Genomic DNA, 18,433 nt, shown 5'->3' with positions numbered 1-18,433 from the left:
ATTAATATAGAGATCATGGATAATAGAAAAGTAGCCCTCATTACGGGTATTACGGGCCAGGACGGCTCTTATTTGGCAGAGTTACTATTAGAGAAAGGTTACGATGTGCATGGCACCATTCGCCGTTCTTCTACTGACTACCGCGAGCGTATCGCTCATCTGGAAGGTAAACCTAATTTCCACCTTCATTATGCCGACTTGGGCGACTCTATGAGTATCATTCAGGTGATGAACAAGGTGAAACCAACCGAAGTTTATAACCTGGCAGCCCAGAGCCACGTTCAGGTAAGTTTCGATTCTCCTGAGTTTACAGCCGATGTAGATGCTACAGGTGTGCTCCGTATCTTGGAGGCTATCCGCCAGTGCGGTCTGGAGAAGACCTGCCGTATGTATCAGGCTTCCACATCCGAGCTTTATGGCAAGGTAGAGGAGGTTCCTCAGAACGAGAATACACCATTCCACCCATATTCTCCATACGCCGTAGCCAAGCAGTACGGTTTCTGGATTGTCAAGGAGTATCGTGAGGCTTACAATATGTTCTGCTGCTCTGGTATCCTCTTCAATCATGAGAGTGAGCGCCGTGGCGAGACTTTCGTTACCCGTAAGATTACTCTTGCTGCAGCCCGCATCAAACAGGGTAAGCAGGAGAAACTCTATCTCGGCAACTTGGATTCTTTGCGTGACTGGGGTTATGCGAAGGACTATGTAGAGTGTATGTGGCTTATCCTCCAGGCAGAAAAGCCAGAGGACTTTGTCATCGCTACCGGTAAGCAGCACTCTGTAAGAGAGTTTGCCCAGTTGGCTTTCCATCATGTAGGTATCGAACTGAAGTGGGAAGGCAAGGATGAGAACGAGAAGGGTATCTGCGTAGAAGGTCCTGAGAATCTGATTGGCAAGACCCTCGTAGAGGTTTCACCAGATTTCTACCGTCCAACAGACGTTGTCAATCTCTGGGGTGATCCTACCAAGGCCAAGGCAAAGCTCAACTGGAATCCTAACACCACCTCTTTTGAGGAATTGGTGAAGATCATGGTAGAGAGCGATATGGCCAAGGTTGCTGCCGAGGATGCAGGTCAGAAGGTTCGTTGCAACCTCGTGGAATATCTTGAGAAGGGTATCGTAAAGTAATCATCTGATTTTGTAATGATATAGAGGGTGTGGCATCAGTCACACCTTTTTTTTGTTCTGAAATCTGTGGGACTTTATGTTTTATCTGATGAAAATACAGAAATTTGTGGGAAAAGTCAGAAAAAGGCGACAGATGAATGTAACAAATCGGTAAAAATGTGCTAAAAATCGTTCATTTGCAGCAAATTGAATGATTTTACCATTTTATGAACGATAAGTGCTAATGCCTTTTTGATAAAGTTACTATCTTTGCAGCGTGAAAACAACAATATATATTTTAGGTTAATAGGTTTTAGGTTTATTTTTGTTTAGGTAGAATTTAGTACAAAGGAAAAAAACGAGAACGCTGTGACAGCGCCCTCGTTTTTTTTGTTTGTATCCCCTTTTGATAGCGGATACCTATTTTCTTTTTCAATAAACTTAAAATGCTCTACTTGAGATGCTTTGTATAGAACAGCCTCTTATACCAAGTGAGCGATGATTTCCTCGCGAGAAGCAGGAAGCATGTCAATCACTGGAATCTCTGGCATTGTGTAGCAACCTGGTTGCAGGCGCATAGAAGCACGAGCTACGTTCACCAATACCTGAGCAGTAAGAGCAGGGTTGTTGATGCTCATGTTGAACTCGAAGCGCTGGTTCTGTGTCTTACCAGAAACACCCTTGCGAATCAGGTTCACACCATGACCCATATCCTTCACGTCGTCAACAGAAGCTACTGCGAATACGTGAGTCTCATCGTTAGCGAAATAAGGGTCTGCCTTGATTTCAGCAGTAACAGCCTCAAGAGTAGCACCTTCTTCCAACTCTACATAAACCATACGACGGTGGATGCTTTCACCCAATGGGATGGTAACAGAGAGTGCATTCTTAACACCCTTCTTGCTTTTTACGCAAACAGAGTGACCCATGCTCATACCAGGACCGAAGTTGGTATAAGTCAGACCCTTTGGAGCAAGGCTCTCCATGAGTACACGTACGATAGAGTCTGAACCTGGATCCCAACCAGCAGAGATAACACTTACCTTGCCAGCCTTCTTGCAGTTCTCCATCTGCTTGGTGCGGTAGTCGAGGATGCTGGTGTGGATGTCGAAGCTATCGACGGTGTTGATGCCAAGAGCCACAATCTTCTCTGCATACTCTGGGCATGAACGGGTAGGAGCTGCTAAGATGGCAACATCTACATCTTTCAACTTTGTGATGTCATCTACTACTTCATACTGAGCCAATTCAGCAGGTTTGTCCTTATCGCCCTGACGACGTACTACACCTGCAATCTCGAAGTCTGGAGCTGCTTCAAGAGCCTCTACAGAAAACTTACCAATGTTGCCGTATCCTATAACGGCTGCTCTGATTTTTTTCATTTCTTTTATTGTTGTTTATTGTTATTATTATATTCTCAATTCTATTCTGAATCTATCCGAATTCTCTTTCGAATCTATTTCTTTGCAATTGTTTTTAGCATGACATTGCAATATTGTTTTGGTTTTATTTCTATTTCGGTTGCAAAATTATAGCTTTTCTTTGAGATAATGAACAAAATAACAGATTTTTAACTATCTGAATGTGCAAAAAGTAATAAAATTATATATATTAGGTATTTGTTGCTTGTAAATTGTAAGGATGGCGACTTTTCCACCTTATAGTTTGATGTTTTCGTTGAAAAATATGAATAATTGTTACTTTATTTGCGAGTTTGATAATTTAATGCTATATTTGCAGCCGAAGTGAGTGACGTATTTATATTTAAAGGAGAAGTAAAAAGATGAAAAAAACAATTTTAAGTTTAGGATTTTTGCTCGCTGTTTCTCTTTCGGGTTTTGCGCAGAATGAAATCGGACAGAAGACCGTGAATGGAGTGGAGCAGAAGAAGTCTGATAATGGGGTGGAGCAAAAGAAGATGGAGAATGCAATGAAGTCGGTAGAGAAAGAGCAGCAGGTTGCATTGTCTCATGCCGGCACTTTCGCCAAGAGGTTTGAAACTTTTGTCAAGAGTGCTTCTGCCAACAGGGAATTGTCTGATGCCCAGAAAGAAAAGATAGACTCTACTTATCAGGCTTATTTGGAGGAATACAGTATTGTGAAAGATTCTATCAGCGATGAGGATGTGCGCCGCGTGAGCAAAGCCAGGGTGGCTTACCAGAAACTGCAGGTGCGCAACTTTACTGACAAGACTACTGATCAGGTTACTGATGTGGCCAATACGATAGGCACAAAAGTCTCTAAGGTTTTCAAGCGTACCAAGAAAAAGGTGCAGGGAGCCATAGAGGGATTCAAAAAAGAATAATTAAGTAATTCCTGTTTTCTCTGACAGGTCCCTCATTAAAAAGGTCCCACAGATTTCACAGCAGGTCCATATAAAACTCTGTGGGGCCTTTTTCTGAACTTACCTTTATTTCTTTATGATTTTTTCCACATCATCAATAGACCGGTTGAACGGACCATTGTGCTCCAGTTTGATGGTGCACATGGCAGCTGCAAATTTTCCAGCTTCCGTAGGAGTTGCACCCTGCAGTCTCTTATACAGATAACCAGCCGAATAAGTATCTCCGCATCCGGTGGCATCTACCACTTCGTGAGGAGGATAGGCAGGAATCTCATAGAACTTATCATCTACATAGACGAGGGAACCTTCGCTGCCAAGGGTGATAATCACCTCGGTGACTCCCCAGGCATGAATCAGTTTTGCTGCCTCATGGGCATCTTTCAGACCCGTGATGGTTTCCATTTCAGTCTCGTTCACCTTCAGGTAGTAGGTATGCTTCAGTACCTTCAACTTCTCTTTCCAGTCGATAGGATACACCTTCTCGTCTCTCACCTCGCGTAGATAACCCTGAACGTCGATGGAAACCCTTCCCTTGCTAGACAGATATTCCACCACCTCCGTTGGAAAATCATCAGCCAACAGACTACCTAAATGGAAAACCTTGGCATCTACATGCTCCAACTGCTGGATGGTAAACGGATCGGCCTTTGCCAATACGCGCTGTTTGCGCTCATTCTGGTTTTCTCCATAGATATTCTCGAAGAACACTGTGTTGCGGGAGGCATTCATCGATACGTCGATGCCAGCCTTGAGCATCTTCTCTACTGGTTCCTTTTCTGTAGGATCCATGGCTGTAACCAGTGAAAAAGTTACATCCTTGGGAAGCTGGTTGATGGCATACGAGAAATAGAATGAGGTGCCGCCAGCCATATAGACGGTACGGTTTGGAGTCACAATCTTGTCTTTTGTGATGTGACCGATACAACAGATATCTTTCATTATAATCGTTTTTATTTCTGATGAGCTGAGCCTTCACAGGAGGCTCACTTCTTTGTTCTTTTTGCAAAACGGTTGCAAAGTTACTAAAAAACCGGGAAAAAGAAAAAGTTTTCTTACTGTTTCTGAGAAATAAAATCGATTTTATTTTGTTTTGTCCCTGATTCTGATTACCTTTGCACTCGAAATTGAATAAAAACTCAATAAAACAACTATTGATAGATTTAGATCATGTGGTTTGATGGATTAATCAACGTACATTCGGCGGTGCAGGGCATCGTCATTCTTTCCTTGATTTGTACTTTGGGTCTTGCGCTTGGTAAGCTCCATATCAAAGGCATATCATTGGGAATCGCTTTCGTCTTTTTCGTGGGAATCGTAGCCGGACATCTCGGTCTGACTGTCGATCACAATATGCTGGAGTTTGCTGAAAGCTTTGGTCTCACCATGTTTGTCTATGTGCTCGGACTCTACGTGGGTCCTAACTTCTTTGGTTCCATGCGCCATGAGGGTATTTCGCTCAACCTCTGGAGCTTGGCGGTCATCTTGGTGGGCACGCTCTTCTCACTGCTCCTGTGCTGGGTGCTTCCTGTGAGTTTGCCGGATATGGTGGGTATCCTCTGTGGTGCTACTACCAATACACCTGCGCTCGGTGCTGCCCAGCAGGCTTTGCAACAGTTGGGCATGCCGAGTGGTGGTGCTGCCTTGGGCTGTGCGGTCACTTATCCCTTGGGCGTTGTGGGCGTCATTTTAGCGATGATGCTGCTGCGCAAACTCTTTGTGAAGCCTGAGGATCTGCAAATCAGAAGCAATGATGATGACGACCATACTTCCATCGGACAGTATCTGATTGTGAATCCGGCACTCAATGGTAATACGATTGCTGAAATCTCCATGCTCACTCACCGTAAGTTTATCATCTCTCGTGTCTGGCGTGGTGAACAGGTGATTGTGCCACAAGCTGATACCGTGCTTCATACAGGCGATAATGTGTTGGTGGTGACGAATAAGGACGAGGTGTCTGCCATGCAGATTCTCTTCGGTAAGAAAGTGGATAAGGAGTGGAATAATGATAAGGTGGACTGGAATGCCATTGATGCTAAGGTGGAAAGCCGCATCATCGTGGTTACCCGTCCGGGACTCAATGGTAAGCGACTCGGACATCTTCAGATGCGCAACAGCTATGGTGTGAATGTGAGCCGTGTGCTCCGTGGTGATATCCGACTGTTGGCTACCGATGATTTGCGACTTCAGTATGGCGATCGTCTTACGGTAGTGGGCGATCCTACCAGTATCGACCATGTGGAACAGTTCTTGGGTAATGCTGTCAAGACACTCAACGAACCTAACTTGGGTGCTATCTTCCTCGGAATCATCTTAGGTCTTGCCGTTGGCACGATTCCGTTTAACATCCCTGGCATGTCTGCTCCGGTACGTCTCGGTATTGCCGGTGGACCTATCGTGATGGGTATTCTGATTGGTGCTTTGGGACCTCGTGTGCATTTCATTTCCTATATGACTCGCAGTGCAGGTTTGATGTTGCGCGAATTGGGTCTTGCCTTGTATCTGGCGTGCTTGGGTTTGGAGGCTGGCGGTCAGTTCTTCGAGACAGTTGTCCGTCCCGAAGGTCTGATGTGGGTAGGCATCGGCTTCCTCATCACACTGGTTCCTGTAGTCATCGTGGGTTTCATTATTCTGAAAACCAAGAAGTATGATTTCGGAAGCATCTGCGGCATTCTCTGTGGAAGTATGGCCAATCCGATGGCGCTGAACTATGCCAATGATACCTTGGAAGGGGATACACCAAGCATCACTTACGCTACGGTTTATCCCCTGGGCATGTTTGTCAGAGTGATTATCGCTCAGATTCTCATCATGTTCTTTGTCTGATAACCATCAGCGTAGTTATCAGGCAAAGGGCAGGTTACCAGAAAAGGGGTGACTATCTGAAGAGGGAGAAGTTGACGCTGCCGTAACTTCTGTGCTCTAAAAATCTCGGATGGGCGGAAAAGTCATGGTTCTTGCCATGCTCGAAAACGAAGATGCCGTCCTCGTTGAGCAGCTCGCCGTTTAATACTAAGTCTGGAATCTTTGCCAGGTCTTCCAAAGCATAAGGAGGATCGGCAAAGATGAAGTCGAACTTCTGGTGGCAGGATTTCAGGAAGCGGAACACATCGCCACGTACCAGGATGTCTCTGTCTTCATTGAGTTTCTTGAAACATTGGCGGATGAAATTGGCATGATCACGGTCGGCTTCTACGCTTACCACTTGCTTGCAACCGCGCGATACGAGTTCCAAGGAGATGCTTCCTGTTCCTGCGAAAAGGTCGAGGGCAGTGGCATCTTCAAAGTCAATGTAACCCTGGAGCACATTGAAGATGTTCTCCTTGGCGAAGTCTGTGGTAGGGCGCGCCTTGAATGTACGGGGAATGTCAAAATGGCGTCCCTTATATTGTCCTGTAATAATTCTCATAATTCTTTCTGTTTATCAATCTGATTGTTGTTTATAAATCCTGATCCTTTCTGATTTAAATCCTGATTTTTTTGATTGAAAATCGGATATTTCTGATTTTTCTTTATTTGCTCAAGTATAGAGTCAACAGGTCGAATGGCATGCCTTTTATCTCTGTGATGGGGGCACGGTTGAACTCTGCACAAGGATTCAGTACATTCACTTTCCTGATATAGAGTTTGGTGTTGTAGAGAAGCCATTCTTTGTCTGGAATATCACCTACGAGATGCAGCTCGTCCTGCTGCTGGTCCATTCCCAACTGCTTCCATATATACATCATGAAGTAGATGGCATCCTTTGGGTGGGGTGCTTCGAATGAATTGAAGAACTTGAAACGGTTCTTTTCAAAACTGAAGATATCCACTTTTTTGTCATGGAAATAGGCAAACAACTTGCGTCTGATTCCTGCGAAACTGCGCTGGTGAAGGTAGTTCCATACGGGTTGCAGGATAGGGGTGAAGCGCACGTTGCTGAAATTGTCTTCTACCACCAACTTCAAATCCTTGTTGATAGGGAAGATGGCCACAACATTCAGTGATGGTTGCACCCGGTAGTGAAGGGCATCACTGTCGTGCTTCGTGAAAGCATGCTGGTAGAGGATGGTGAGGTTTTCCTCCTTAAAATCTTCTACCGGTACGATGAGTACAGGGGTATCTATATACACTCTTACCTTCGAGTATCCTCGTTGCAGCAAGTCGCTCTCCTTGAAAGCCTGGCGCAGGTTTGCCGCCATGGAGACTCCACTTTTCACCGTGTAAGGTTCGTATATCACTTGATGCTCGGCTTCTCTGTCCACGACGGAAAAGCTGAGTGTATTGTTGCTCACGCGGATAGTGAGTCGGGCTTGTTGCCAATTCTTGTTGTTACCAGTTACCTGCATTGTTGTTGTCTGTTGTAATGTCACCTATCTTTAGTCCAGGATATGCTCCTGAAATCATTGCATTGTCTATGAGTTCCTGTACGGCATTCTCGTCCAGTCCGTTGAGGAAGTCTTCATAAGAGGCACCGCATTCCATCAGCGGAATCTGCTTGCCGCTCTTGCTGACGATGGTTGTGGCAGAGAGCGTAAACTTCTTTCCGTCAGAATAGGGGATATACTGTAGGGATTCCTGCAGATATTTTCCCTTGATGAGTGTCTGGAAATCCCCCGAGTAGCCTCCGTGCCGTGCCTTATATCTCTCTTCTGCCGTACGTATTTTCATAAGTGTTTCCTTCACCGCCTTTTCCCGTTCTTGCTTGGCAGACTGGAAACGGAGCGGCTGAGAGATACTCAGCGTGCAGAGTACTAAAAGCACGATGACGCATGCCCCCAATATATAATTTATGTTTATTTTTCGTTTCATTTCAAAAAGTATTGTTACTTTTGCAAGTGCAAAGATACAAAATGTTTTTGAAATATGGTCAAAGAAGAGTTAAAATATCAGATATTACAACAATTTGGGTTTCAGCCTACTTCTGAACAGGCGCATGCCCTGGAGGTTTTTGCTCAATTCCTCACAGATACGACCCCTCATTGTGCGATGATTCTGCGGGGTTCTGCGGGTACGGGTAAGACTTCCCTCTCGGGTGCCATCGTACGTACCTTGCAGGCTATCCGTCAGAAGGTCATGCTTTTAGCTCCTACGGGTAGGGCGGCTAAGGTTTTTTCGCTCAACAGCGGTTGCCCTGCCTATACCATCCACCGCCGTATCTACCGTGAGAAATCTTTTGCCGGTGTGGATGGGAAATTCAATCTGAATGATAATCTCTATACCGACACCTTGTTTATGGTGGATGAGGCTTCCATGGTTTCTAATCTCGGATTGGGCGATGGTAATTTCGGAAGTGGCTTTTTGCTGGACGACCTGGTGCATTTTGTTTATCAGGGACGCAACGACCGTCTGATGGTCATTGGCGACAAGGCTCAGTTGCCGCCGGTGGGGGAGGAGGAATCTCCTGCTCTTCAGGCGATGATGCTGGAGGGCTATGGACTGAAAGTGTACGAGTGCGACCTCAATGAGGTGCTCCGCCAGAGTCAGGAGTCCGGTATCTTGTATAATGCTACGGTCATTCGCCAGATGATTACCCATGATGATATCACCCAGTTGCCTCTCATCCGCTTCCAGGGCTTTGCCGACATTGTGATGATGCCGGGCAATGAACTCGTGGAGAGTCTTGCCAACAGTTATTACCAGGTAGGACAGGATGAGACGATGGTGATTACGCGCAGCAACAAGAGGGCGAATATCTATAATAATGGTATCCGCAATATGGTACTCGACCGGGAGGAAGAACTCTCCGGTGGTGATATGCTCATGATTGTGAAGAACAATTATTATTGGACAGAGAATGAGCGGAAGCAGATGAAGGCTTCGGGCGATACGACTGAAGTGAGAAAGGAACTGCAGTCGATTCCTTCTTTCTTAGCGAATGGTGACCGGGCGAAAGTATTGAGGGTGCGTCGCCACCTGGATCTTTATGGTTTTCATTTTGCCACACTTTTGCTCCAGTTTCCCGACTATGATAATTATGAAATCAGCGTAACGGCTCTGCTGGATACCTTGCAGAGTGAGGCTTCAGCCCTTACCCGTGAGCAACAGGAACAGCTTTTCCGTGGGGTAGAGGAAGATTATCAGGATATTCCGCTGAAGGCAGACCGCATGAAGGCCATCCGGGAAGACCAGTACTTCAATGCCGTGCAGGTGAAGTATGCCTATGCCATCACTTGCCACAAGGCACAGGGTGGACAGTGGGAACATGTCTATGTAGATCAGGGATATATGACGGATGATATGTTGACACCTGATTATATCCATTGGCTTTATACCGCCTTTACCCGTGCCAAGAGTAAACTCTTCTTAGTGAATTGGCCTAAAACACAGACGCAAGCCTGAAGAGTTCCCTGCTCTGGAAATAATTTTTGCTTGGGGAGGGAGAAATTTTTCCTTGTCCAGCCAAAAATAAAAGAGTGGGCAGGTGGGTATATAAAAACGAAGAATCCGAAACCTAATGAAAGGAATCGGATTCTTTATTTTTTGAGTTGTTTTGGGAAAAGTGGGTGGTGATGGATTCGAACCACCGAAGGCATAGCCAGCAGATTTACAGTCTGCCCCATTTGGCCACTCTGGTAACCACCCTTGCTCTATGTTTTCAAAAGCGAGTGCAAAGGTAGTGTTTTTATTTCATTCCACCAAATTTTTCTGCAACTTTTTTCTCTTTTTCTTCAAAAAACTTCATTTTCCCCTATAAAATACACCTTTTCTCCTTCCTTTTCCCTCCTTTTCCCTTTCTCAAAGCCCTTTTCCCTTTTTACCTTTTTACCCTTTTCCCTTTTTACTTTTTTACCTTTATCACGTGTCTCCTGTGATGTTTTCTCGACAGTCGGCGATGTTTATAATGCTCAATTTTCTTAATCGCCACAAAGATGGTGATGGCAGCCACGATAGCCAATAAGAAGATGACGATTCCGCCACCGAGGTTGTCGCCCTTAACCTTCGACCACATATCGAGCACTTCAGGAGTATGGTCGCCTGCATCATGAATCATGGCACATCTTGCCACCACACTGCTGTCTGGGTACATGATAGGGTTGAGATGGGCTTTCCTGCCAGCCTCCCCGAAGAAGTAAGCTAAGTTCACCTGCTCCGGATAGGTCTCCTGATCGCTCATGGCATCCAGTATCTTCTTGCCTGCCACACTGCTCACATAACCCGTGGTTTCCATGTTGGCAAGTGCCACGTCCTGCTGACAGAGATAGTTGATGAAGTAGGCGGCAGCCTTTGGATTTTTGGCGTATTTAGGGATTACCCAACCGTCAAACCATACGTTGCTTCCTTCCTTTGGCACTTCATATCCTAATTCCACGCCCACATTCTTCGCCTCCTCAATAGCCCATACGGCATCGCCGCTCCAGGTCATGTTGAGGTAAGCCTTTCCCTTGGTCATGGTCTCCTTTCCGAAGTCAGCTTCCCATCCTTCGATGTTCGGTTTGAGTGCTTTGAGATTTTTCTCTACCGTAGCCACGGCGTTGGGTGAATAGTCATTCATCAGTTCTGGAACCGTAACTTTCCCGGCTTTCAGGTCCTTGCGGTGTGCCCAGATGAGTGCTGTACCGTATGAGTCGCGGTAGGAGTCTTTCATCAGCAGTCTTCCACGGTATTTCCGGTTCCATAGCGTGCCCCATGTCTGTGCATCTTTCAGAGGTACATGTACCTTATTATATAATATACCACAGGTTCCCCACATATAAGGCACGGCGTAGTGGTGGGCGATACGCTGACTATTGCTTGTAGCATCTATCTGCTCCACGATGTATGGAGAAACATTTTTTAGATAGTTGGGGGTCTTGCCAAATGCGGTGTCTATGGGCAGCAGTAGGTCTTTACGCAGCATTCGCTCGATGATGTATTCCGACGGGCAGACCACATCGTAGTCCTCATGTCCACGTTCTATCTTGGTCAGCATCACCTCATTGATGTCGAAAGTCTGGTAGATGATGCGGATGTTCTTGCCGGTCTGCTGCTTATACCAGGCAGGGAAGTTGGCTAATACATCTTCGTCAATGTAGTCAGCCCAGTTGTAAACCTTCAGTATCTCCTCCCGGTTCTCCTTGTTGTAGCAGGAAGAGAGCGGCAGGATCATCAGCAGGGTTAGGACAAATAATATCTTATTCTTCATTCTTATTTCTTCTTATTTTTGTCAGAACGACGGTTGATGATAACGAGCATGACCAGCACCAGCACAAAGATGATGGTGGATAGCGGACGGAGTTCCGGCGTAAGTCCACCCTTGCGCGCATCGGCATAGATAAAGGTGGAAAGGGTCTCCAGTCCCTCATTTCCGATGGTGAAGATGGTGACGGCGAAGTCATCGATACTCATCGTGAAGGCGAGCATAAAACCGGAAATCATACCGGGCAGTATCTCTGGAATGATGACCTTGCGGAGCGCCTGTATCGGTGAAGCTCCTAAGTCGAGTGCTGCCTCATAGAGGTTGGGATTCATCTGCTTCAGTCGTGGCATGACGCTCAGGATGACGTAAGGCAAACAGAAGGTGATATGCGAGAGTACCACCGTGGTATAGCCCTGCGGAATGCCCAACGTGATGAAGAGCAGGAAGAGCGAGATACCGATGATGATGTCGCCGTTGAGTATCGGGATATTGTTGACGAATGTAATCGCCAACCGTGCTTTCCTGTTGCGCAGGTTGTGGATGCCGATGGCGGTCAGCGTACCGAAGAGGGTAGAGACAGTGGCGGTTATCAGTGCGATGGTCACCGTATTGATCAGTGCTGCCGTCAGCGAATGGTGGGTTCCCTCTACGAAGAGATTCTTGTAGAGTTGCAGAGAGAACCCCGTCCAGTTGCCCATCACCTTTGCCTCGGTAAAGGAGAAGATGACGATGATGAAGATAGGGGAATAGAGAAGCAGCAGGAGCAGCCACAGATAACCCTGACAGAAGATGTTCTTCATCATGTTCTTGGAGAATAAGGTCTTCATCATCTGATACCTCCTTCCTGTTTGCCGTTGTCACCGGCTATGAGGGTTGAGGCTCCTATCAGGAAGAGCATGATGAGCGAAAGGGCTGCACCATAGTTCCACATGGAGTTGTTGATGTTCTCCTGAATGGTGGTTCCGAAGAGTTTGATGTTGTTCATCGTCAGCAGTTCGGAGATGGCAAAGGTGGAGATGGTAGGCATGAATACCATCAGAATGCCACTTGCCACTCCCGGCATGGAGAGGGGCAGGATCACTTTGAAGAACTGCTGCCATGGCGATGCACCCAAGTCTTCGGCAGCCTCTATATAACTGCGATCCATTTTCTGCAAGGTGTTGTAAATCGGATAGATCATAAACGGGATGAAGTTATATACCATACCGAATAGCAGTGCACCTTCACCTAATGGCAGGTCAGCAAAGTCGAAAAGTGCCACGGTGGCAAGGGTACGTACCAGGATGTTCACCCACATCGGCAGGATGAAGAGCATCACGATGGTGCTGGCATACTTCATCTTGGTCTGTGTCAGGATATAGGCTGCCGGATAACCTAACAGGATGCACAGCAGGGTGTTCAGGAATGCAATGCCTATCGAATACACGAAGGTGTTGATAGCCTCTGGATGGGCTAAGAACTTTTGGAAATTATAGAGTGTGATGTTGCCGTACTCATCGGTGAATGCGAAAAACACGATGAGTATCAAAGGCAATACCACGAAAATAGTCGCGAATATGATGTATGGAATCGACCAACTTTGTCGCGAAGAGATAAACTTAATGAGTTTCAATTTCTGATCTGCAATGTTTTATATTTTAATCTGCATCTTTTTTGAATTACTGGAATCGGATGTTTTCCTGCGGAATGGTGATGGCCACGTGGTCTCCCAAATCCCATACATCCTGCGTATCTACATAGAGCTTCTCGCCCCAGTCTGTGTCGATGGTGAGATGATAGTGGTCGCCCTTGTAGAGGATGAAGCTGATGTCGCCCGTAAAGGTTCCCTCACCCTCGTTGTCGAAGAGTTCTATTTTGTCGAAATCGATGTTTACTGGGATGACTTCCTTGCCGTCTTCATCCGTATGAATCTGATTCTTCTTCTCTTCCGGAATCTCTATCTGATATTCGCAGCCTAAGAACTCGATGGTGCCGTCACCGTTTACCTTTGCCTCGAAGGTATTCGTGGTGCGCTCCTTCTTCATGATGTGGATATTGTCGGGAATCACGTTCATACCGATGGTCTGTCCTACCTCGAAATGCTTGTAGTTTTGGATAAGGAATTCGCATCCCTTGTCACTCTCAACTAACATTTCGTAGTGTACACCCTTGAAGATGGAAGAGGTAATCTTGCCCACAAACTGGGCATGTGCTGTATCGGTGCTCACTTCGATGTCTTCCGGACGGATTACGACATCTACCTCCTGGTTGCATCCGAATCCCTTATCCACACAAGGTATTTCTGATCCGGCTACCTTTACCAGACAGTCGTGTATCATCGTTCCGCAAAGGATATTGCTTTCACCGATAAAGTCGGCCACGAAGGCATTTGCCGGTTCGTTGTAGATGTCAGTAGGGGTGCCTATCTGCTGTATTTCTCCCTCGCTCATCACCACGATGGTGTCGCTCAGGGTCAGCGCCTCCTCCTGGTCGTGGGTCACATAGACGAAGGTGATGCCCAACCGTTCGTGCATCTCCTTCAACTCCAACTGCATGTCCTTTCTCATTTTCAGGTCGAGTGCAGCCAATGGTTCGTCAAGCAGCAAGACTTCCGGTTCGTTGACAATGGCTCTTGCGATGGCGATACGCTGCTGCTGTCCACCCGAAAGCGAGTTGACGTCACGGTATTCATAGTCGCTCATGTTCACCATCTTGAGGGCGCGTTTCACCTTTGGCATGATTTCCTCCTTCGGTGTATTCTTCAGTTTCAGTCCGAAGGCGATGTTGTCATATACATTCAGGTGAGGGAACAGGGCATATTTCTGAAATACCGTGTTCACATTGCGCTTGTAAGGTGGTAGATTGGTAATGTCATTACCGCTAATGGTAATAATACCCTCTGTGGCAGTTTCAAAACCCGCCAAGAGTCTCAATAGGGTAGTTTTACCACAACCCGAAGGACCGAGTATGGTCATGAATTCACCCTTTCTCACAAAGAGGTTGATGTCATGTAGGGCTGTTTTCTCCCCAAATCTTTTTGACACATTCTGGATGTCAATGATATACTGTGCAGTTTTATTCATTTCTCGTTATAAAATTTGCGTGCAAAGTTACTCATTTTTCAATAAATATTGAATAAAATGCTGGAAAAATTGTATCTTTGCAACCGGTTTGACACAAAGATAGGGATATTCCTGTATTTATATACATTTTTTATGATTGTAACTGTTGAATGGATGGAAAAATGGTTCAGGTTCTTCGACGACGAGTACTTCGGAGGAAAGTTGCCTACACCTGAATTGGGGGTTACCCGGGCCAAGACCAGGCTCGGGCAGATGGCGTATAAGAGAGCTACCCGATGGGGGCGTACGAAACTTTATGATTTTAAAATTTCTATGTCCACCTATTACGATATGACAGAGAAGCAGGCCAAGAGTGTGCTCCTCCACGAGATGATACATTATATTATTGGTTACACTGGACTGAAGGATACGTCTTCGCATGGGCTTGTCTTTCGAGGGATGATGGATAAACTGAACCGCACCTATGGCTGGGATATCCGGGTGATGACTTCTACCAAGGGATGGAAGGTGAACGAACAGGTGGTTAAAAAGAAAAAGGCACAGGGTCCGCAGACCTATCTGATCTTAGCGATAGAAATGCAGGATGGCAAGCATTTTCTCTCACGGGTCAATCCCGGTTTTGCCCGTCGTATCGAAGGTCAGTTGGTGAAACTTCGGGAGGTGAAATCGCATTGTTGGTACACCACCCAGGAAAACTACTTTGAGGATTATCCGCAGGTGCGCAGTCTCCGTGGTCGTCGCATTTCAAAAGCCGATTTCGATCGTCTGCTGAATGTCTTGACTCCTTTTCATTTCTGATATTTCATCGTCCCACAGATTTCACAGATCTCCACAGAACTTATATAGTACTATTGAGATTGTAGAGTCCCACAGATTTACACAGATTTACACAGATTTATTTTTACTTCAAAAAGATCTGTGTAAATCTGTGAAATCTGTGGGATTTTATGATATCAGCAAGAGCCTTTATAATCTCAGCAAAACTATGTGAAATCTGTAGGATTTTGCTCTTGCAATAGAGCTGGATGATAAGGGAAAAGGATTGGTGGATTGGAAGGAAGTGTGAAAAAGACAAAGGGCTGGACTCCAAATCCGGAATCCAGCCCTTTAACGCTTTTCATTATCTGTTTCTATAGCAGACGATGGTGTCAGTCATCGCCCCACTTATCGCTGTTTCCCCACAAGTCTTTGTATTCAGTCTTGGTCGTTTGCTCGTCTTTCACGTCAAAGTTGCCGATACATTCTCCCTTGAGGTCTGCTCTATGTACGCTGGCGATATTCAAGCCTTCGTTGCAGAGAGCCTCGAGCTGTATCACTTTAATTTCTGGAATTATATAGTTCTTCTTCATTTTGCGTAACTGTTATTGTTGTCTTATCTGATTATTATCTTCTTTCCGTTCACTATATACATTCCCTTAGGCAGTCCCTCCAGGCTGCAACTGCGGCGCACCATCTGTCCGTTTATGTTGAACACGCCCTCTATGCCACGCTTGTAGGATGTGCAGTCGGTGCTGCCGTGTATGTCGGCGATGCCCGTGGTGCTGTCTTCCACTCCGTCGATGAGCAGCGATATGGATTTTGCTGTAGAAGAATTGTCCAGCTCAAACCAGCAGCGGAACGCCTTCAGTCCGTATGAATACTGTTTGCCATTCTCGTTGTGCGGCACCTGTATCAGCTTTCCCTTATACATGAAGTAGTCGCCGTTGAGGTCGTCTCTGCCCGAGATAATCTTGTTCTTACCATTTTCATCCTTGTCGTATGTCTTCGCCATTGTGCCTTTGCAGACCATCTTGCCATGGCCATCGCCGGTGGCATCGAATTTTATGGTTGATTCCCATGTTTTGGTGTTTACATACTCATTCAGCTTCTTCCTGTCGAGCGTCACCATCGTGATGTCGTAGTGGTTGGCTTCCAAGGTCTTCGTCAGTCGGTTGTTTGGGTCGGAAGACGACTCGTAGTTGGTACCCAGCCAGCTGCTGTTGTCCTCGCCTGCTGATGTGTAGAAGTGTTCTACGGTGTAGGGTGCCGACTTCACCTGTGTATATGGTGGGTACACGATATATGGCTCGAATGCTGTTACCATCACGGCATCGTCGCTGTCTGGCTCCACGGTCACGAACTGTACGCTGTTTTTCGTCAGTGCCGCAAGCTTTGCCACCTTCACGGCATCTCCGAACGTGCGCTTCATCTGTCCCCATGTCAGGTCTACGGGCAGAATGAGCGAGTTCCACATATTGTCGTTCAGCTTGCGGTTCAGATGAAGCACGCTGTTCTTGTATTCGTCTGTCGCCTTGGTCAGATAGCGCAGGTCGGTAGATTCCTCGTCGAGAATCAGCTCCGGGTTGCGTCGCGGTCCGGCATAAAGCAGCTTGAATTCGTCCACGGCGGTCAGCTCGTTGGCGTCAACCTTCGACTTGTCTGTAGGGTCGACATAGAAACCAATGCGGAGAGTCACGGGATTGTCGTTTGTTATTTCTTTCCCATTCGGGGCTTTGTCGAGACAGATCTGCACCTGGTTCTCATACTTTCCCTCGAAGAAGGCACGTCCGATACCGGCTCCTTCGTATGTATTGCCAAGCGTCTCGGCATCAGCCTGACTGATACCGTTGAGGGTTGCTGTTGAGTATTTATCTTTATTCGGATTGCCTTGGACATCGAGCTCCGTAATGAACAGGTTTGCTAACGGATTGCCGTTCTGCTTGATGTTCTCCGAACTGTTCGCTGTGCTGAATCCGTTGCATCGCAGCAGGTACCATCCTCCCTTGTGTACCTTCACGTCCTGATAGAATGTGAAGCCGCGCAAGCCTTTGGTGTAGCAGTAGAAATACTGGCCGTAGTAGGCTTGATGGGGTTCAGTTCTACCTGTCCAACTCTCATCTTTGGTGTTGCTAATTAAGTTATACGTCTTGTGCATCTTTTTGTCTCCAAAGTATACGTGGCTATTTACGTCATTAGGTAAATTTTCACCTCCGATTATCCATTTTGCAGCATCTGTATCATTTATCCTGAAATCAGGACAAGTAATAAGGAAAGAGGCATCGACAACCGATTTCATATTTGCAGGGGCTGTTTTGAAGAGTTCGTAATACTCATTCTTTGTTATTATCTTCCATAGCTGATTGTCGTATTCTTTGGTTCCAGGTGTGGCTTCGCCTATATAATTGCAGTTTTTATTTTCGTCATCAGGATATGCCGTGAGATAACCTTGGCCAGCGATATTGACGAGATATACCTTGCTCGTTTTTGAATAGCCTTCGCCTTTTTTAAAGGTGACTTTAGATCCTCCTCTGTCCATAAACAACATATTTTTTTTAAAGAATTTATCCCAGATGATACCCATATATGTGCCAGTTGAAGAACCTTTCACCTTGCTTTCCAGAAAATATGTTTTTGAATAACTATTCCAATACATATAAATAGGATGTGGTGAAACATTCAGTGCAGCTTGTGTGCCCCATAAACCACCAATGCTCAGAAACTTTTTCGCACCGACGTTATACAGACACACAATCTTGTTTCCGTCGGTTACATTTGTTCCATTTGCACAATAATCTGGCGAAGGATCAATGCCAGGAAGGTCATCAACCCCTCCTATAACCGTTTTTTCTGTTCCGTTGTTTTCCGTCGCTTTATTTTGTGCCGAGGCTACAGTAGCATTTGCAGCCATCAGTACTGCGGCTAAAGCAACTGCCGCAATGCTTCTTTTTGTTTTGGCAAAAGAAAGCAGATACCTTTTACTCTTCATAATTTATTAATCTCTATTGTTGATTTTTTTTTCTAAAAATACTTATTCATTCAAATGTGTCAATTGTGACAGCTATG

The 18,433-nt window shown here is 46.0% G+C and carries 16 protein-coding genes and 1 tRNA gene; 5 read left to right on the top strand and 12 right to left on the bottom strand.

Annotated elements, in window-relative coordinates; translation table 11 throughout:
• Positions 1-15 precede the first annotated feature (15 nt).
• Positions 16-1,128, top strand: a complete 1,113-nt coding sequence (gmd, locus tag KUA50_RS08305; RefSeq protein WP_022110389.1) for a GDP-mannose 4,6-dehydratase — start codon at positions 16-18, stop codon at positions 1,126-1,128.
• 461 nt (positions 1,129-1,589) lie between these two features.
• Here gmd and KUA50_RS08300 read toward each other — a convergent pair whose 3' ends face one another.
• Positions 1,590-2,489, bottom strand: a complete 900-nt coding sequence (locus tag KUA50_RS08300; RefSeq protein WP_218457305.1) for a diaminopimelate dehydrogenase — start codon at positions 2,487-2,489, stop codon at positions 1,590-1,592.
• A 401-nt stretch (positions 2,490-2,890) separates the two neighbouring features.
• Between KUA50_RS08300 and KUA50_RS08295 the strand changes: the two genes are divergently transcribed.
• Positions 2,891-3,412 (top strand): hypothetical protein, encoded by a 522-nt coding sequence (locus KUA50_RS08295; RefSeq protein ID WP_218457306.1) that lies wholly within the window; start codon positions 2,891-2,893, stop codon positions 3,410-3,412.
• A gap of 105 nt (positions 3,413-3,517) precedes the next feature.
• On the opposite strand, the gene KUA50_RS08290 is transcribed toward KUA50_RS08295, so the two are convergent.
• A complete protein-coding gene (locus tag KUA50_RS08290) occupies positions 3,518-4,390 on the bottom strand; it encodes a PfkB family carbohydrate kinase (RefSeq protein WP_022110386.1) in 873 nt (290 codons plus the stop codon).
• Between the two features lie 225 nt (positions 4,391-4,615).
• Between KUA50_RS08290 and KUA50_RS08285 the strand changes: the two genes are divergently transcribed.
• On the top strand, positions 4,616-6,277 hold the full coding sequence (locus KUA50_RS08285) for a putative transporter (RefSeq protein ID WP_413777456.1): 1,662 nt from the start codon (positions 4,616-4,618) through the stop codon (positions 6,275-6,277).
• Between the two features lie 52 nt (positions 6,278-6,329).
• Here the strand turns inward: KUA50_RS08285 and rsmD are convergent, their stop codons facing one another.
• The 3 genes from rsmD to KUA50_RS08270 form a co-directional block, all read right to left on the bottom strand.
• A complete protein-coding gene (gene rsmD, locus KUA50_RS08280) occupies positions 6,330-6,860 on the bottom strand; it encodes a 16S rRNA (guanine(966)-N(2))-methyltransferase RsmD (protein WP_218457308.1) in 531 nt (176 codons plus the stop codon).
• Between the two features lie 103 nt (positions 6,861-6,963).
• Positions 6,964-7,779 (bottom strand): DUF3822 family protein, encoded by an 816-nt coding sequence (locus KUA50_RS08275; protein ID WP_218457321.1) that lies wholly within the window; start codon positions 7,777-7,779, stop codon positions 6,964-6,966.
• On the bottom strand, positions 7,763-8,242 hold the full coding sequence (locus KUA50_RS08270; protein WP_218457309.1) for a hypothetical protein: 480 nt from the start codon (positions 8,240-8,242) through the stop codon (positions 7,763-7,765). Before KUA50_RS08270 ends, KUA50_RS08275 begins: the two co-directional genes overlap by 17 nt.
• 54 nt (positions 8,243-8,296) lie before the next feature.
• On the opposite strand from KUA50_RS08270, the gene KUA50_RS08265 reads away from it, so the two are divergent.
• The gene (locus KUA50_RS08265; protein ID WP_218457310.1) at positions 8,297-9,772 is read left to right on the top strand and encodes an ATP-dependent DNA helicase; all 1,476 of its coding nucleotides are present in this window, start codon (positions 8,297-8,299) and stop codon (positions 9,770-9,772) included.
• A gap of 161 nt (positions 9,773-9,933) precedes the next feature.
• Here KUA50_RS08265 and KUA50_RS08260 read toward each other — a convergent pair.
• The 5 genes from KUA50_RS08260 to potA form a co-directional block, all read right to left on the bottom strand.
• A tRNA-Tyr gene (locus tag KUA50_RS08260) sits at positions 9,934-10,015 on the bottom strand.
• Positions 10,016-10,211: 196 nt separating this feature from the next.
• Positions 10,212-11,555: an ABC transporter substrate-binding protein gene (locus tag KUA50_RS08255; protein WP_218457311.1), complete on the bottom strand. Its 1,344-nt coding sequence runs from the start codon at positions 11,553-11,555 to the stop codon at positions 10,212-10,214.
• A 2-nt stretch (positions 11,556-11,557) separates the two neighbouring features.
• Positions 11,558-12,352, bottom strand: a complete 795-nt coding sequence (locus tag KUA50_RS08250; RefSeq protein WP_218457322.1) for an ABC transporter permease — start codon at positions 12,350-12,352, stop codon at positions 11,558-11,560.
• Between the two features lie 23 nt (positions 12,353-12,375).
• Entirely contained in the window at positions 12,376-13,161 is a 786-nt protein-coding gene (locus KUA50_RS08245; protein ID WP_256624298.1) for an ABC transporter permease, read from the bottom strand.
• A 46-nt stretch (positions 13,162-13,207) separates the two neighbouring features.
• Positions 13,208-14,611, bottom strand: coding sequence for a polyamine ABC transporter ATP-binding protein (gene potA / locus KUA50_RS08240; protein WP_218457312.1), 1,404 nt, complete (start codon positions 14,609-14,611; stop codon positions 13,208-13,210).
• 132 nt (positions 14,612-14,743) lie between these two features.
• On the opposite strand from potA, the gene KUA50_RS08235 reads away from it, so the two are divergent.
• On the top strand, positions 14,744-15,409 hold the full coding sequence (locus KUA50_RS08235; RefSeq protein ID WP_218457313.1) for a SprT-like domain-containing protein: 666 nt from the start codon (positions 14,744-14,746) through the stop codon (positions 15,407-15,409).
• A 350-nt stretch (positions 15,410-15,759) separates the two neighbouring features.
• Here KUA50_RS08235 and KUA50_RS08230 read toward each other — a convergent pair whose 3' ends face one another.
• Both KUA50_RS08230 and KUA50_RS08225 read right to left on the bottom strand, forming a co-directional pair.
• Complete coding sequence (locus KUA50_RS08230; RefSeq protein ID WP_218457314.1) at positions 15,760-15,960, bottom strand: hypothetical protein; 201 nt, start codon at positions 15,958-15,960, stop codon at positions 15,760-15,762.
• Between the two features lie 23 nt (positions 15,961-15,983).
• Positions 15,984-18,356, bottom strand: a complete 2,373-nt coding sequence (locus tag KUA50_RS08225) for a hypothetical protein (RefSeq protein WP_218457315.1) — start codon at positions 18,354-18,356, stop codon at positions 15,984-15,986.
• Positions 18,357-18,433 lie beyond the last annotated feature (77 nt).

This window comes from Segatella hominis, from assembly GCF_019249725.2.
GTDB lineage: Bacteria > Bacteroidota > Bacteroidia > Bacteroidales > Bacteroidaceae > Prevotella.
Note: the sequence above shows the minus strand (reverse complement) of the source record. Positions and strands in the feature narration are given on the sequence as shown.

What these genes read in the sequence shown, in the direction of transcription:
- gmd (WP_022110389.1), top strand. Translation starts at nt 16, where the DNA reads ATGGATAATAGAAAAGTAGCCCTCATTACGGGTATTACGGGCCAGGAC.
- KUA50_RS08300 (WP_218457305.1), bottom strand. Translation starts at nt 2,489, where the DNA reads ATGAAAAAAATCAGAGCAGCCGTTATAGGATACGGCAACATTGGTAAG.
- KUA50_RS08295 (WP_218457306.1), top strand. Translation starts at nt 2,891, where the DNA reads ATGAAAAAAACAATTTTAAGTTTAGGATTTTTGCTCGCTGTTTCTCTT.
- KUA50_RS08290 (WP_022110386.1), bottom strand. Translation starts at nt 4,390, where the DNA reads ATGAAAGATATCTGTTGTATCGGTCACATCACAAAAGACAAGATTGTG.
- rsmD (WP_218457308.1), bottom strand. Translation starts at nt 6,860, where the DNA reads ATGAGAATTATTACAGGACAATATAAGGGACGCCATTTTGACATTCCC.
- KUA50_RS08275 (WP_218457321.1), bottom strand. Translation starts at nt 7,779, where the DNA reads ATGCAGGTAACTGGTAACAACAAGAATTGGCAACAAGCCCGACTCACT.
- KUA50_RS08270 (WP_218457309.1), bottom strand. Translation starts at nt 8,242, where the DNA reads ATGAAACGAAAAATAAACATAAATTATATATTGGGGGCATGCGTCATC.
- KUA50_RS08265 (WP_218457310.1), top strand. Translation starts at nt 8,297, where the DNA reads ATGGTCAAAGAAGAGTTAAAATATCAGATATTACAACAATTTGGGTTT.
- KUA50_RS08255 (WP_218457311.1), bottom strand. Translation starts at nt 11,555, where the DNA reads ATGAAGAATAAGATATTATTTGTCCTAACCCTGCTGATGATCCTGCCG.
- KUA50_RS08250 (WP_218457322.1), bottom strand. Translation starts at nt 12,352, where the DNA reads ATGATGAAGAACATCTTCTGTCAGGGTTATCTGTGGCTGCTCCTGCTG.
- potA (WP_218457312.1), bottom strand. Translation starts at nt 14,611, where the DNA reads ATGAATAAAACTGCACAGTATATCATTGACATCCAGAATGTGTCAAAA.
- KUA50_RS08235 (WP_218457313.1), top strand. Translation starts at nt 14,744, where the DNA reads ATGATTGTAACTGTTGAATGGATGGAAAAATGGTTCAGGTTCTTCGAC.
- KUA50_RS08230 (WP_218457314.1), bottom strand. Translation starts at nt 15,960, where the DNA reads ATGAAGAAGAACTATATAATTCCAGAAATTAAAGTGATACAGCTCGAG.
- KUA50_RS08225 (WP_218457315.1), bottom strand. Translation starts at nt 18,356, where the DNA reads ATGAAGAGTAAAAGGTATCTGCTTTCTTTTGCCAAAACAAAAAGAAGC.